This is a genomic window from Candidatus Eisenbacteria bacterium (assembly GCA_013140805.1).
Classification (GTDB): Bacteria; Eisenbacteria; RBG-16-71-46; order RBG-16-71-46; family RBG-16-71-46; genus JABFRW01.
The window spans coordinates 14,057-28,601 of the sequence record JABFRW010000163.1; the positions used below are offsets into that span (position 1 = coordinate 14,057).

Annotated in this window: 14 protein-coding genes; 2 read left to right on the forward strand and 12 right to left on the reverse strand. The window is 66.4% G+C overall.

What is annotated here, in order from left to right; translation table 11 throughout:
* Positions 1 to 12: 12 nt before the first annotated feature.
* The 11 genes from HOP12_12680 to asnS form a co-directional block, all read right to left on the reverse strand.
* On the reverse strand, positions 13 to 1,380 hold the full coding sequence (locus HOP12_12680; protein ID NOT35002.1) for a TolC family protein: 1,368 nt from the start codon (positions 1,378 to 1,380) through the stop codon (positions 13 to 15).
* Between the two features lie 79 nt (positions 1,381 to 1,459).
* Complete coding sequence (locus HOP12_12685; protein NOT35003.1) at positions 1,460 to 2,221, reverse strand: hypothetical protein; 762 nt, start codon at positions 2,219 to 2,221, stop codon at positions 1,460 to 1,462.
* Positions 2,222 to 2,417: 196 nt separating this feature from the next.
* Entirely contained in the window at positions 2,418 to 3,137 is a 720-nt protein-coding gene (locus tag HOP12_12690; protein ID NOT35004.1) for an energy transducer TonB, read from the reverse strand.
* A complete protein-coding gene (locus tag HOP12_12695) occupies positions 3,134 to 3,625 on the reverse strand; it encodes a biopolymer transporter ExbD (GenBank protein ID NOT35005.1) in 492 nt (163 codons plus the stop codon). Before HOP12_12695 ends, HOP12_12690 begins: the two co-directional genes overlap by 4 nt.
* Positions 3,626 to 3,644: 19 nt before the next feature.
* Entirely contained in the window at positions 3,645 to 4,142 is a 498-nt protein-coding gene (locus tag HOP12_12700) for a biopolymer transporter ExbD (GenBank protein ID NOT35006.1), read from the reverse strand.
* Between the two features lie 15 nt (positions 4,143 to 4,157).
* Positions 4,158 to 4,898, reverse strand: coding sequence for a MotA/TolQ/ExbB proton channel family protein (locus tag HOP12_12705; protein NOT35007.1), 741 nt, complete (start codon positions 4,896 to 4,898; stop codon positions 4,158 to 4,160).
* A 145-nt stretch (positions 4,899 to 5,043) separates the two neighbouring features.
* Positions 5,044 to 5,403, reverse strand: a complete 360-nt coding sequence (locus HOP12_12710; protein ID NOT35008.1) for an STAS domain-containing protein — start codon at positions 5,401 to 5,403, stop codon at positions 5,044 to 5,046.
* A 12-nt stretch (positions 5,404 to 5,415) separates the two neighbouring features.
* A complete protein-coding gene (locus HOP12_12715; GenBank protein NOT35009.1) occupies positions 5,416 to 5,763 on the reverse strand; it encodes an STAS domain-containing protein in 348 nt (115 codons plus the stop codon).
* The gene (locus HOP12_12720; GenBank protein ID NOT35010.1) at positions 5,760 to 7,568 is read right to left on the reverse strand and encodes a tetratricopeptide repeat protein; all 1,809 of its coding nucleotides are present in this window, start codon (positions 7,566 to 7,568) and stop codon (positions 5,760 to 5,762) included. Before HOP12_12720 ends, HOP12_12715 begins: the two co-directional genes overlap by 4 nt.
* A gap of 22 nt (positions 7,569 to 7,590) precedes the next feature.
* Positions 7,591 to 8,571, reverse strand: a complete 981-nt coding sequence (locus HOP12_12725) for a solute-binding protein (GenBank protein NOT35011.1) — start codon at positions 8,569 to 8,571, stop codon at positions 7,591 to 7,593.
* 25 nt (positions 8,572 to 8,596) lie between these two features.
* Positions 8,597 to 9,880 (reverse strand): asparagine--tRNA ligase, encoded by a 1,284-nt coding sequence (gene asnS, locus HOP12_12730; GenBank protein ID NOT35012.1) that lies wholly within the window; start codon positions 9,878 to 9,880, stop codon positions 8,597 to 8,599.
* A gap of 281 nt (positions 9,881 to 10,161) precedes the next feature.
* Here asnS and HOP12_12735 point away from each other — a divergent pair, with 281 nt between their 5' ends.
* Positions 10,162 to 12,261: a tetratricopeptide repeat protein gene (locus tag HOP12_12735; GenBank protein ID NOT35013.1), complete on the forward strand. Its 2,100-nt coding sequence runs from the start codon at positions 10,162 to 10,164 to the stop codon at positions 12,259 to 12,261.
* A gap of 7 nt (positions 12,262 to 12,268) precedes the next feature.
* On the forward strand, positions 12,269 to 13,351 hold the full coding sequence (locus HOP12_12740) for a DUF4388 domain-containing protein (GenBank protein NOT35014.1): 1,083 nt from the start codon (positions 12,269 to 12,271) through the stop codon (positions 13,349 to 13,351).
* Here the strand turns inward: HOP12_12740 and HOP12_12745 are convergent.
* Complete coding sequence (locus HOP12_12745) at positions 13,348 to 14,190, reverse strand: HAD family hydrolase (GenBank protein ID NOT35015.1); 843 nt, start codon at positions 14,188 to 14,190, stop codon at positions 13,348 to 13,350. The genes HOP12_12740 and HOP12_12745 overlap by 4 nt on opposite strands.
* Positions 14,191 to 14,545 lie beyond the last annotated feature (355 nt).

Genomic DNA, 14,545 nt, shown 5'->3' on the forward strand with positions numbered 1-14,545 from the left:
CCTTCGCCAGCGTTACTCGGCACGGCCCCGAACACGGTCCAGATCCGCGTCCGCGACCCGAATCGCCGCGAGCGCCGAGACCACATCGGCGGACGCGCGTTCGTGACTCACCTGGGCGTCGATCAGGTCCAGAATCGTCGCCGAACCCACGTTGTACTTCTCGCGCGCGAGCTTGAGACTCTCGCGTGCCGCTTCGAGTGCGCGCCGCGCGACCTGCTCGCCTGCGACCGCCGCTTCATACGCCAGCAACGATCGACGCACCTCGCCACGCAGCCCGCGCTGCAACTGATCCCGCGACTCCTGAGCCCGCATCAGCCGCGCCTTGGCGCTGGCATTGCGCGCCTGGGTCGCGAACCCGTTGAACAGGTCCATGCTCACGGCGATCGATGCCGAGGTCTCTCGATCGCTCTCCGACTCGCTCGAGGAAACGCCGGGCGGAATCGCGGGTGCTCCAGGAGGATCGACCGTCGAGGTCGAGCGCGAGGTCGGATTGAAGGTCATGCTGGCGCTGCCGTTCACATACGGCAGGTAGTCGAGCCGGGCCGAGGTCACGTTCGCGCGTGCGGCGGCGAGCTCGGTCTCGGCGGACCGCAGGTCGGGGCGCGCGCGCCCGGCCTCCTGCACCAGCGTTTCGAGTTCGTCGGTCCGTCGCGCGACCACCAGCGACGTGTCGACTTCGTCGAGACGCTCCTCGGCGATGCCGAGTTGATCGGCGAGCAGGATTCGCTGACCGACGATGCTCTGGCGGCGCGTCAGTGAGTCCAGCTCGGACTGCGCGGTACGCACCTGGGCGCGCAGCAGATCGTTTCGCGAAACCGAGCCGACCTCGAACAGCGCGCGGACGCGACGTTCGTCGTCGCGAGACAGGCGCAGCGCGCTGTCGGCGACCAGTGAAAGCCGAACCGCCTTGACAACTTCGTAGAACTGACGACGGGTGGCGAAGGCCACCTCGTTGCGCGACGACTGCATCGAGTGACGAGCCGCCGACTGCGAACGGCGCGCGGAAATCACGCCGGCCCATGCCGACAGATCGAGCAGGTTCCAGCTCCCGGTCAGGGTCGGATTGGTGCCGTGAATCTCGAAGTCGCTCGTGAAGGGCTGAGTGAGCGTGCCGCCCACGTTACGCCCGCCGGCCTGATTGTCGGTGGCGCTGAGATAGCGGGTGACGCTGCCGGAGATGCGCGGCAGGACGCCCGAATAGGCGCTGTAGGCGCCGCTGCGCGCGTCGAGGATCGCGGCCTTCGAGCTGACGATTTGAGGGTTCTGCGTGAGCGCCAGCCGCACGGCGTCGTCGACGGTCAGGGCTGCGCCGGCACTCGAGACGAGAGCCGACGAAGTGAGAAGCGAAGCGAGAATTTGCCACCAGCGTAGCGACGTCATTCGAATTCTCCGGAAGGATCCGGGGACTCCCCCGGTGACGGGGCCTTCTACGCAGGCCTCCGGTTCAGGTTGCAGGGCACTAGCTTCCGGGCGTGAACATCCCGGCCAGCGCCGCGATGAATAGCATCAGTCCGACATAGAGAGCTCCAACCACCCACGCCACCGACCGCCGCGGGGCGCCTGTCAGCGCCGACGCACCAATCACGGTGACTGCGATGCACCACACCGCGAACGGTCCGACGCCGTCGAGGAACACTTTCGAGCCGGTGAGGAGCTTGGTCGGCGTCTCCGTCTCCGGTAGCAGGGCCGCAAATCCGAGATGAACGCCGCGAAGGGTGCCCTTCGACCAGGCGATCACGCCGGTCAGCACGATCGCCGGCAGCATGATCAGCGAGGACCAGGCGTTGACCTCGAATGCCTGCCGGTACTTCATCGGGTGGCCGAGCACGAATCCGACGCCGAACCACACCATCAGCGCACCGACCAGGCTCATGATCACCCAGGTGACCGCCTGCTGGAGGATCGAAAACGTCCAGCCGAGCGGCTGAGTCATCATGGCGGTCAGCTCGTCGACACGCTCCGCCGGCATCTGGCCCGCCTCGACCGCCTGCTCCCAGCCCGTCCGGATCATGGGGATCACCGCGCGCTCGTACAACACCACGGTGCTCGCAATCTGCACAACGATCATCACGGCCAGCGGAAACCACCAGCGGGGGCGTTCGAGCCCCGCCCACGCGCGCGTCGGCCGCGCGAAAATCGCGACCGCCCGCTCGATCAGCGAGGGCATGGGTTCACTTGCGGCGACCGGACTCGCCGTCGGCGGCGCGTCGGGTGACAGCATCGGGGGGACCTCCGGGAACTTCGGGGATGTGAAGCGCCGAGAAGCCAGCGATTTCGCAACATACGGAGCCGGCGACCGAGGGGTCAATCCACCCTCCACCGGCGCGGCAAACCCCGCCGCGGGCGCGGACGGAGGCCTGAAAACGAACGCCCCGGACCACCCGGCCCGGGGCGCGAACTGGAACTTCCGCCGACGACTAGTGCAGCGAGAACTTGACCGGAACCGCGACCCACACGGCGACCGGCTTATTGTTGGAGAGTGCGGGCTTGAAGATCCACTTCCGCACGGCCTCCGCCGCTGCTTGATCCAGCATCGGAATCGACTTCACGACCTTGACGTCAATGACCTTGCCGTTCTTGCCGACCAGGGCCTGAACCAGCACCGTGCCATCGACGTTCGCCTCACGAGCCATGTCCGGATAGGCCGGCGGAACCTTCGTGACCGCCTCGGGCAATTCTTCAACGTAGACGTACTCGCCGAATTGCGGCAACTGATCGTCCGAGGGCGGAGCGACGACGATGTTGTCACCGTCGCCCGAGCTGACGCCCGGCATGATGGCCGCGATCTCCTCCTGAGAGGCGATCGTCTGCTCCGGCGGAGCTTCGGCATCGGGGACCGGCACCGGGATCGCAACCGTCGGCGGGGCCGCCGGTTGCGTGATCGACACCTGTGGAGGCGGAGTGTCCTGAGACAGCGGAGGCGGCGCGGCCAGCTCGCGGTAAGGAACCACGATGACGCTGGTCTCGTGAGGCTGACGCTTCAGCAGCTCGCTGGTACCGAATGAAACCAGGTACAGCAGCAGCCAGGCGCCCGAGCCGACGAGGACGCCTCGGAACATGTAAGTCCGGGCGACTTCCTTGAGCTCCGGAGCCCCGTAGGGCATGAACTCGAACAACGCTTCGGAGCGCGTCGTCACAGCGACTCGACCTCCTTCTTCTCCTCAACCGTTAGTGTCTGGAGCGAGAACCGGGTGAGGCTCGCGATATCCAGCTCATCGATGGCATTGACCATGTTGTTGAACTTGGCCTCGCGATCGATCCGGATCACCACGATCTTCTCCTTGTTGCCCTTCCAGGGTGCGAAAACAGCGCTCAAACCCTTCATGTCGGTACGCGCCCACGGGTCGGATGCGTTCTTCCAGTATACACGATCATCCGGAAGCATCCGGACTTCGATCACTTTGGACGCGGCCACATCGACCTTGACGTCTTCCTTGGGTGGCAGGTTGATCTCGAGCGCCTGAGGCGTCCGGAACACCGTGGTCACCATGAAGAAGATGAGCAGGAGGAATGCGACGTCGACCATGGGGGTCATGTCGATCCGGATGCCGACCCGGCGCTTCTTGCGCCGATGACCCTTGCCCTTCTGTTTGCCACCGCGTTCTGGGGTGTCTACCGCACCCATGGATCCTCACCTCCCCCTTCTAGTGTTCGCCGCCCGCCGCACGGGCGAGCGCGCCCGCTCCGCCTTCGAGGTCGGTCATGACGTTGAATCGAGTGGCATTCGCCGACTGCAGTCCGGACATCATGTCCGCCATGATCCCGTACTGAGCATTCTTGTCCATCTTCACGATCATGCGCGCCCCCGGGTTCGCGCTGCGCGCCCGGGTCAGAATGGTTCCGAGCTGGTCCTTCACGTTCTCGGGCAGCAACTCCTGCGACACCTCGCTGCCCTTCTCCCTCCAGATCACGCGTACACCGGACAGGTTGTTGTATTCCGGCTTCGGTGCCGTGACGGCGATCGTGACGACGTCGGACTCGGGTGCCTTGGCCTCCGAATTCGATTCCGGCAGGTTGATCTTGTCCTTTTCCGGAGGATCGAACTGCGTCGTGCACATGAAGAAGATGAGGAGCAGGAACGCCACATCGACCATCGGCGTCATGTCGATGGCGATGCCGATGCGGCGCATCTTTTTGAGCATCGTGCGACTCCCCTCTTACTTGCGATCGCTGGCCGAGGCGGACAGCAGCTGAACCGCTTCGTACGACGCCTCGTCCATCATGTAGTTGAACGAGTCGACGCGAGTCACGAACACGTTGTAGGCGACGATGCCGGCGATGGCGCAGAACAGCCCGCCTGCGGTGTTGATCAGTGCTTCGGAGATACCGACGGCGAGCTTGCTCGCGTCGACGGCGCCAGCGTGCCCGAGTGCGGCGAACGAGCGGATCATACCCATCACGGTTCCGAGCAGTCCAATCATGGTCGCGATCGACGCGATGGTCGAAAGCGCGATCAGGTTGCGCTCGAGCAGCGGCACTTCGAGGCCGTTCGCTTCCTGAATCGCGGCCTGCGTCTCGGCTACGATCTTGTCCTTCGGGGCGCCTTCCTTGCGAAGCTGCTGAAAGCGCTCGAGGCCGGCGCGAATCACGTTCGCTGCCGAACCGCGCTGCTGCCCGCACAACTGGATCGCGCCGTCCACGTCACCCGCGTGAAGCCGCTTGCGCACGTTGTTCAGGAACTCCGGAAGCGGGCCCTTGCCCTGAGCCTTTTTGAGGCTCCAGAGTCGCTCGATGATGAACGCGGTCTGCAGAATGACCAGCATGATCAGCGCCGCAACGAGCGGTCCGCCCTGCTTCATCTGAGTTCCGACCTCTCCGAGCGCCGGCAGGAACCACCAGATGCCGAATGAAACCACGGCGGCGAGAAGAAATCCGAGCGGGACGATGAAACGGTTCATGGGTTGCGTGTCCTCCTGGACCCGGTCGCGCTGCGGCTCCGGGGTGCCTGTGGGATGTCATGCCGGCCACATCGACCGACATGGCGCCGACCCGCACGGGTCCGGTCGCCAGGTAGAGCGAGAAACGGAAATTCGATCGCTGCTCTCACGCGGGTGCGTTTCCGCCTACCGCGAACGAAGCGATCGCCTGCTCCTCCGTCTCGTGGTGATCGAACAGCATGATCAGCTTCATCATCACGAACAACTGCTGCAACCGCTTGCCGAGCCCACACAACTTGATCTCGCCTCCGCGGCCTTTGTAATTCGCGTAGGCACGCATCAGCACGCCGATCGCGACCGAATTCAAGGCATCGCATTCCGAAAAGTTCAGCACCAGATGCTGATTCCCTGCCGCCGCCTCGTCCAGCAGCACCTTCTGCAACTCGTCGGTCTCGCGGTCACCGAAGAAACTCCCGCGCAGCGAGTACACGACGATCGACCGAACCTCTCGACGCTTGAGGGCCATGGAGGAGTCCCGCTAGACCGACCGCGACTCGGCAAAGCTCGCGATCGCCTGCTCTTCGTTCGGGTACACGTCGAACACCAGCGAAAGCTTCGTGATCACGAAGATGTTCTCGATGCGCTTGTCCACCGAGCACAGCTTCATCTGGCCGCCGCGCTTGACGTAACTCGTATGCGCCGAGATCAGCACGCCGAGCGCCGTCGAATTGAGGTGCTGCGTTTCGCTCAAGTTGACGACCAGGTGCTTGTTGCCACTCTCACCGAGCTGCTTGATGACGCGATCGAGTTCGTCGGTTTCCTCGCCGCCGGTCAGATACCCCTTCGGAGCCAGTACGGTGATGCTCTCTACCTGGCGCTGCTTCATTGTCCGCCTCCCTTGCTGGGGCTGGGCGCGCCGCCCGAAACCGCCTTGACGCCCCTCAGCGCGTCGGGTTGCGCGGGGTCGATGGCGAGCACGCGCCGGTAGGTTTCCAGCGCCTTCGATCGATTGCCGCTGTTCTGATACGCCTGCCCGAGCCACACGAGGGACTGCTTGTCCTGAGGGTCGAGCGCTGCCGCGCGCTCGAGCTGGCCGGCCGCACCCTCCCAATTCTTGTCGAGCAATGCGTAGTAGCCGAGCTGCGCGTAGGCCTTGCCCATCAGCTTGCTGGTGGAATCCAGTGCCACCGCTCGAGCGAAGGCGACCGTCGCGCCCGGAACGTCCTTCTGCTGGTCGAGCAACACCCCGAGCCAGAAGTGCCGATCGGCGCGAGCGCTGTCAAGAGCGGCCGCCTGCCGGAGCGCGTTGATGGCCTCTCCGAGCTGGTCCATCTGCTTGTAGGACAAGCCGCTGTAGTAGTACGCCTCGCCGTTGCGCGGGTCAAGAGCGATTCGACGCTGAAACAGTCCGAGCGCCCCGCTCCAGTCCTTGGCGGCAAATTTCATCTTGCCGAGCTCGTTGAGCGCGAACCGCGCATCGCCACTGGTCGAGTCGCGCGCGATGATCGCCTGATAGACCGAATCCGCGCGCAGTGGTTGTCCGGTGAACGAGAGGATCTGCGCAACGATCAACGCCTCCTTCGGCCCCGGCTCACCCCTTTCGAATGCCTCGATCGCCTTCTGCCATTCCCGCTTGTCGGCGAACGCGCGGCCGAGCACCGTGTACATGTCCTTGCTCTTCTCGCCGAGCTGTGAGGCCTTCGTCATCATCTCGATCGCGGCATCGCGCTCGCGCAGGTAGTAGAGCGTGCGTCCCAGCGCGCTCAGGCCCCGCGGGTCGTCGGGTGCCAGCTTCACGTAGGCTTCGAGTGGCACACGCGCTTCCGCGTAGCGCCGTGGATCTGCCGCCCCCGAGAGGTAGAGGATGTTTCCAAGCGCGAGCTGCCCGGCCGCGAACTCCGGGGATTGACGCACCGCGATCCGGTATTCGTCCAGGGCTTCGTTGTAGCGCTTGTCGTAAAACAGCGCCTGACCGAGACCGTAGTGCAGCTCGGCATCCGAGCTGTCGATCTCCACGGCCGCCTGGTACTCGAGCGCCGCGAGCGCCCAAGTCCCGCGCCCGAAATAGAAGTCACCGAGCGCGCGCCGCACATCCGGATCGGACGGCGCCTGCTCACGAGCACGCGTGAAGTAGATCGCGGCGGCGCGAAGCGAATCCCGAGCGGTCTCGACCCCACCGAGACCGACCAGGAAGCGTGGCGTCCACCGGGGTCCCCACTTGAGTCCGACCGAATACGCCTCGCTGGCCCGATCCAGTTGCTTGATCGCGATCAGGCACTCGCCGAGCGACAGTTGCGCTTCGGGAAACTTGCGATCCAGGTCGACGGCCTTCTCGAGAAACGGCACGGCCTCCGCACACTTGTCGAGACGTTTGAGCACCTCGCCCTGGCCCCAATGCGCTTCGGCGAGGCCCGCGTCCATCTTCTGCGCGATCTGAAACGCGTCGAGTGCCTTGTCGAGCTGGCGGCGGCGCAGGTAGACGCGACCCGCTCCCGCACGGCCGGCCGCGAGGCCCTGCGAGGCGGCCCGCTCGAACGACTGCATCGCGTCGTCGAGGCGATTGGCGGCCAGCGCGGCCTTGCCGTCCTTGACGTCGTCCGCGCGGGCCATCGGTGCGAGCGCACTCGTCGCGAGCGCGCCGGCGATGAGACAGGTGAGCATCCACCGCGATGAACTCAGGGGCGTCTTCATATCGAGAATCTCGACTCTCCTCTCAGTGAGAACCCTTCATCGGGGAGCGACGCACGAATCGAAGCGGAATCGCGGTCGGCAGCAGGCCGGCGGCGTGTACCAGGCTCTGGCCCTCGCGACTCGTCATGAACGTGATGAAACCCTTGGCCAGCGGGGGGCCCGATTCGCGCGCATACACGTGCAGCGAGCGAGTGAGCGGATAGTCCCCTTCGTGGATGGCTTCGAGATCCGGACTCCAATAGGGAAGTCCGTCGAGACGCGAGAGCCGCAGGTCGCGCGTGCCTTCGCGCCGCGCGCCGAGCGTCACGTAGCCGACCGCACCGGGTCGTCGCGCCACCAGCGCGACCACCTCGGAGTCCGAGGCCGCTCGCAGCGAGGGCGCGGCGACGGCGCGGTTGTCGAGTGCCTGCTGCGCGAATGCCTCGACCAGGTCGGGGGCATCGGTGCGGATCGAGGGCTCGATCGCCGCATCAGCTCCACCGAACTCCTTCCAGCTGCGCGCGGTCCCGGCGTAGAGCTTGCGAACGTCGGGCACCGACAGATTCTCGACCGAATTGCGCGGGTTCACCACCATGACGATCGCGTCGCGTGCGAACGCGTAACCCTCGAGCGCGAGCCGGCCACGTACCGCAGCCGCCCGCTCGTCGGTTCCGAGATCCCGCGTCAAAATCGCGAGATCCGCAGTCGCGCCGAACAGCGCGCGTACCGCGTCGCTTGACGTTCCCTCCTCGACCCGAATGTGCGCCTCGGGGTAGCGCGCTTCGAACTCGACGGCGGCTTGCCGTACGAGCGGAAGCACCTCCCGAGGACTGACGATGCTGATACTCCCGCCGGTGATGGTTTCTTCCGGATTCCGTTCCCCGGCAGGACGCGAACACCCGGTCAGGAGCGCGGCCACGAACGGCAGAAACAACACGGGCGCCCAGCGCAGGAGCCGGAAGGCCCGTGCCCGGACGCCGAAGTGACGTGAGTCTAGGAAGCGGAAACCGATGCTGTCAATCACGTTGAGGTCACGCCACGGGCGCCGTTCAGGGCCGCAACCGGTTGAGCATGCGAGGAAAGGCGATCGATTCGCGGACATGGTCGAGCCCCGCGATCCAGGCCAGCGTGCGTTCGACCCCGATCCCGAAGCCGGAATGCGGGACGGAGCCGTAGCGGCGCAGGTCCTTGTACCACTCGAACGCCTCCTGCGGGAGCTGGTGCTCGTCGATGCGGCGGGTCAGCAGCTCCAGCGACGACATGCGCTGGCCGCCGCCGATGATTTCGCCGTAGCCCTCCGGAGCCAGACAGTCGCACGACAGCGACAGCCTCGAGTCGGCAGGATCGGGCTCCATGTAGAACGGCTTCACGGCGGCGGGATAGTGCGTCACGAACACCGGCACGTCGTAGCGCTTGGAGATCTCGGTCTCGTCCGGCGAGCCGAAGTCGCTGCCCCACTCGAACGGCAAGCCCGCCGCCTTCACCAGCTCGACTGCATCGTTGTAGTGAATACGAGGAAACGGTCCGCGGATGCGCTCGAGCGGCGCCGTATCGCGCTCGACGCGCTTCAGGTCTTCGCGGCGCCGGTCGAGCACGCGTGCGACGACCGAGACCAGCAGCCGCTCCTCGAGCGCTATGACGTCGTCGAGCGTCGCGAACGCCCACTCCGGTTCCATCATCCAGAACTCGATCAGATGCCGCCGGGTCTTGCTCTTTTCGGCACGGAACGCGGGGCCGAAGCAGTACACGCGTCCGAGCGCCATCGCTGCGGCTTCCATGTAGAGCTGACCGCTCTGGCTCAGGTAGGCGTGTTCGTCGAAGTACTGGACCTCGAACAGAGTGGTGGTGCCTTCGCAAGCGCTCGGCGTGAAGATCGGCGCATCGACGAGCACGAAGCCTTCGGAGTCCATGAAGTCCCGAAATCCAGCCACGATCTCGGCGCGCAGCCGCAGGATCGCCTGCTGCCGAGGCGAGCGGAGCCACAGGTGCCGGTGATCCATGAGGTAGTCGGTGCCGTGCTCTTTGGGCGTGATCGGAAAGCCTTCCGCCGCCCCCACCAGCACCACGGATTGCAGGCCGAGTTCGACCCCGCCCGGCGAGCGAGCGTCCGCGCGGACGGTGCCCCTCACCACGACCGCCGCTTCCTGGGTCAGGCGCTCGAGCGTCTCCCAGTCGTCGGCCGAGACGTCATCACGTCCCGCAACGCACTGAATCAGGCCGCTCCCATCCCGCACCACGAGGAACTGAATCTTGCCGCTCGAGCGTCGATGGTGGACCCAGCCCCGGATCTCGATCCCCCCCCCGACATGAGCAGGGGCGGCGGCGATCCGGATCCAGGCAACAGTGGTCGCGGCGGGAGTGGAACTCACGGGGACTCGGGATCCTTTCGGAACGGCGCGGTCGGCAGGAGGAGGTTCCGAGCCACGGAAGCCCGTGAAGAATCGGGGACCGGGCGCCGATAATGCGCGTGAACGTGGGGCAACTTACGGATGCCCCGTTGGCCCTGTCAAGGATGGGTTCGATGGCCGTTCACACCACTCGATACCACCGCAGGACTTCAGGATCCGCGTGGCTCGGAGGGTCACAACCGAGCGAGCGGGGTCGCGGCACTCGCGTGGGCGAGTGGCTGTTCGGCGCACTCCTGCTGCTGCTCGGCATCGTCGCAACCGCGCAGGCCCAGGAGCCGAGTTCGGAGCCCGAGGTCGCTTCACCTCCCGCAGTGGTGGCGGCGCCGAGCCCGGCTCCCGAACGGACCGAAACCACCCCCCCGGTCGCGAGCTCGGCCCCTGCGGTTCGGTCCCCGGCAGTCCCGATCGTGACTCCGATCGATTCGCGCGGAGTGGCTTCACGCACCGCGCCCGCGGGTCCGGAAGCGCCAGCGAGCTCGACGATTCCGCAAATGCTGCCGCCTCCGCCGTCCGCACCACCCCTCGACCTGCGCACACCCGAAGCATGGTTGAGCTGGCAGTCGATCAATCACATTCCCGCGCTGCCGGTCGAATCGCGAGTCTTTCATCGGCGCGGCCTCGACGCGCTCCACTCGGGCCAGGTCGCAGAGGGCATCCGCCTGATCCGGGCGTCCGCCGCGCTCGACCCGGGCTTCGTCAGTCCGCATGCCAGGCTGGCGCGCTGGTACTTGTACCGCGAGCCCAGTCAGGCGCTGCACGAGCTCGGCGTGCTGACCCATCTGTTGCGTCACAGCTTCCAGCTCCAGTTCGACGTGATCGCCAATGCGCTGTTCGGGCTCCTCCACGCGCTGTTCTTCGGTTTCCTCGCCAGTGGAGTGGTGCTGGTCGTCGTGCACGAGCGTGAACTGCGTCACATGTGGGAAGAGCGCCTGGCGCGCGTGATCTCTCCGTTCACCGCGCGGGTATGGACCTGGGTTCTGCTGGCGCTCCCGCTGCTGCTCGGATTCGGAATCGCGACTCCGGTGCTGCTCTACCTTGGAATGCTCTGGACTCAGTTCAAGGGGAGAGAACGCGTGATTCCGATCGGCCTCGCGCTGATGGTCGCACTGGCTCCGCTCGCCGGGCGCGTCACGGGGCTGCTCGCCCTGCCGCTGCGCGATGACAGTCCGCCGTTTCTCGGCGTCATGACGCTCGAGCACGAGACCTTCACTCCCGCACGCCTCGCGGGAGTGCGTCGTCTCAGCGAGCGCCACCCCGACAACCCGTTCGTGTCGTTCGGTCTGGGCTGGGTGGCACGCCGTGGCGGAGACTTCAGCTCGGCCGAGGCAGCGTACCGGCTCACGCTGCGCTCCAACCCCGAGGACGACCGCGCGACCAACAATCTGGCCAACCTGCTCGCGATCCGCGGGGACTCGAATGGTGCGCTCGAACTCTACCGGCGCGCGATCGCGATCCAGCCCGAGAACGCGGCCGCGTACTTCAACATGGGACAGGTCCACACCCGCCGCTTCGACTACCACTCGGCGAACGAGGCCTATTCGCGCGCGGCCGCGCTCGACTTCGATCTGGTGCAGACCTATCAGTCGGCTTCGCGCGACGGCTCGCTGCCGCTCGCGGATCAGTGGATCAAGCCCGGATCCGCCTGGAAGGCGATGCTCACTCCCGACGCGCGCGAGCACACCAGCGCGCAGCTCCCACCGGCATGGCGCGGCCTGCGTGAGGCGCGCGGCCCGTTCACGTCCCTGCTGGGCGTGGTCGTGTTCGGGCTCGGCATCACGCTGTCGATGCTCTGGCACAAACGCCTGCCACTGCGCGCATGTTCCAACTGCGACGCCGTGATCTGCCGCCGCTGTGCGGTGCGGCGGCGTGAACTCGCACTGTGCCCGGACTGCGCGAACGCCGAGGTACGGGCCGAGTCTCCGGAATTCGCACGGGTGCTCCTGAATCAGCGCCGTCGCACGGTCCAGCGCACCTATCGCGGAGTGCGAACCGGGCTGGCCGGACTGCTTCCGGGGTACGGGTTCTTCGCGTTCCGCCGTGTATTCCTCGGCTTCTCCTTCGCCACTGCGGCCGTCATGCTGATCGCCCTCTCCCTCGGCGTACGCGAGCCGTTCGATGCCGAACCGACCTTCGGACTGGTCGGCATGGCCGGCGGCGGCGAACTGGCGCTGGGCTGGATCCTGCTCTACGCGCTCGGAGTCATGGCATTCATTTCCCGTCAATCCCGCCTCGACGCGCAGTCCGAAGTCGCTCCGGTTCGCGGACGCGTCGCCACGATCTCGCGCATCCACGCCGACGCCGCCTGAGGGACGCATGGCACTCCAGGGAAACCTTCGCGACTTCTCGGTCACCGAGATCCTTCAGCTCCTCGGCACCCAGAAGAAAACCGGCTGCCTGCTGCTGGAGTGGAACACCGAGCGCGCGCGACTCTTCGTGCTCGACGGCCGCATCGTGTCCTCGCGCGAGCCCGGGATGCGAGCCGACGACCCGTTCCTGAGCTTCCTGGTCAAGGCACACCGGCTGTCCGACGAGCAGCGCCGTGGAATCCTGAGTATTCAGCGCGAGTCGGGTCGCGATCTCGAGGACCTGCTCGAGAATGGTCGTTACCTCGAAGCCGACGAGATGTCGAACTATCTCGAACGGCAGTTGCTCGACGACCTGATGCAGCTGGTGCGATGGGAGAACGGCACCTATCGCTTCGATCCGAACTCGCGGTGGCCGAATCCTCCGCGCGTGCGACTCAGCATGGAAGGTGCGCTGATCGAGGCGGCTCGTCGCGTCGACGAGGAAAAGCGCTACGTCGCGCGCTTCCGCGACCCCTACGAACTTCTCGGCGTCCGCGACTTGCCGGACCCCGACGAGCCGCTCTCGGAAGAAGAAAAGGAGATCTTCGGGCTCATCGACGGCCAGCACACGGTCGCCGAAGTGGTCGAGGCCGCCCCGCTCTCGGAATACGAAGCCTACGAAGCGCTGCATCGAATGCTGGAGGCGAACTGGCTGGAGCCGGGTGGCCGTCGCGATCCGGGCCGTGAGGCGCCGACGCTGCTGCCGCACGTCGAGATTCAGACTCCGGCGCGGTTCGAGCTCGGGCGCGAACTCGCATTCGCGGGCGCGGTCATCGCCCTGTTCTTCGCATTCCAGTGGTCGTCGCGTTTCGTGCCGCAGTCTCCGAACCCGCACCCGTCGACCGACGTCTTCGTCCAGCAGGGCATGCGCCAGGTCCGTGACGTACTCGAGCTCTATCATCGCGAGAGCGGGCGCTATCCCGACAATCTCGACGTGCTGGCGGATGACCGCTATCTCGATCCCTCGGTGTATCAGGGAGCGACGCGCCCATTGCGCTATCACCGCCTGCCGAACGACGCGGGCTACGTGCTCGAGGTCGCGAAGCGCTAACGGCGCTCGGCGCTCCGCGGGCCGAGCGCTCGGCCTTCGTCGAGCCACCAGGTGATCGCCGCGGGCAGGTCATCGAACACGCGATCCGGCGACTCGAAGCCGTCGCTGCCGAGCACCTGTTCTTCTTCGCGCCCGTAGCCGGTGCGCACCAGAACGCCTCGCGCTCCCGCCGCGTGCCCGGTGGCCGGATCGAGGCGTTTGTCCCCCACCATCACCGAGGCCGAGAGTCGCAGTTGCAGATCCTGCGCCGCGCGTTCGAGCAGACCCGGCGCGGGCTTGCGACACACGCACCCCTCGCCTGGACGGTGCGGGCAGAAGTGAATCGCGTCGAGTTCCACTCCGCGTTCGCGCAGCAATTCGCGCAGGCGCGCCATCGCTTCGTAGACGCGTTCGAGCGGAAACAGTCCGCGACCGACCCCGGCCTGATTCGAGATCACGACCAGCGCGAGGCCCGCGTCCGCGGCGCGCCGCAGTGCGACGTCGACGCCCGGCAGCAGTTCGAGATCGCCCGGATCCGAGAGGTAGCCGACCTCCCGCACCAGCGTGCCGTCGCGATCGAGGAAGAGCCCGACACGTTCCCCTCGACCCCGATGCCGCGCGATCGCCCGCTCGCACGCGCGTTCGAGAATCTCGACGTCCGGATGTGAGGCCTCACCGCCCGATTCGAACTCGGCGGTCGGCCACAAACCCACGCGCTCGAGATCGATCCCGTGAGGTGCGGCGCGCAGCGCCTCGCCCTCGGCGCCGTCGAGCACGCCGTGCGAATGCAGGCTCCCCCATGCGAATCGATCGAGCGCCGACCAGCGAGTCACGCGTTCAAGGCTGAGCGGCAACACCATCGCGTGAACGCGCGCGACCCAGCCCCACCGGGCGGCACGCAGCGGCTCCGGCCCGTCGCTGGTGACGAGTTCCGCCTGCCAGCCCGCCAGTTCTCGAACACCCCTCACGCGCCGAACCGACGCAAGATCCGGAGCGCCGTCCCCGAGCCATGCGATCTGGTGCCCGCGCCGCGCCAGGCCGTGCAGCGCGCGGCGCGCGCGCTCGAGCGGCACGCGTGCGGCGACCACCAGCACTCTCACGCGGCCGCCACGACGCGCAGGACATCGGCCGCAGCCACCTCGCGCAGGCAGCGGTAGCCGATCGAACAGGTACGCTGAAAGCACGGGCTGCAGACCGGCGCTCGCTGCACCACAT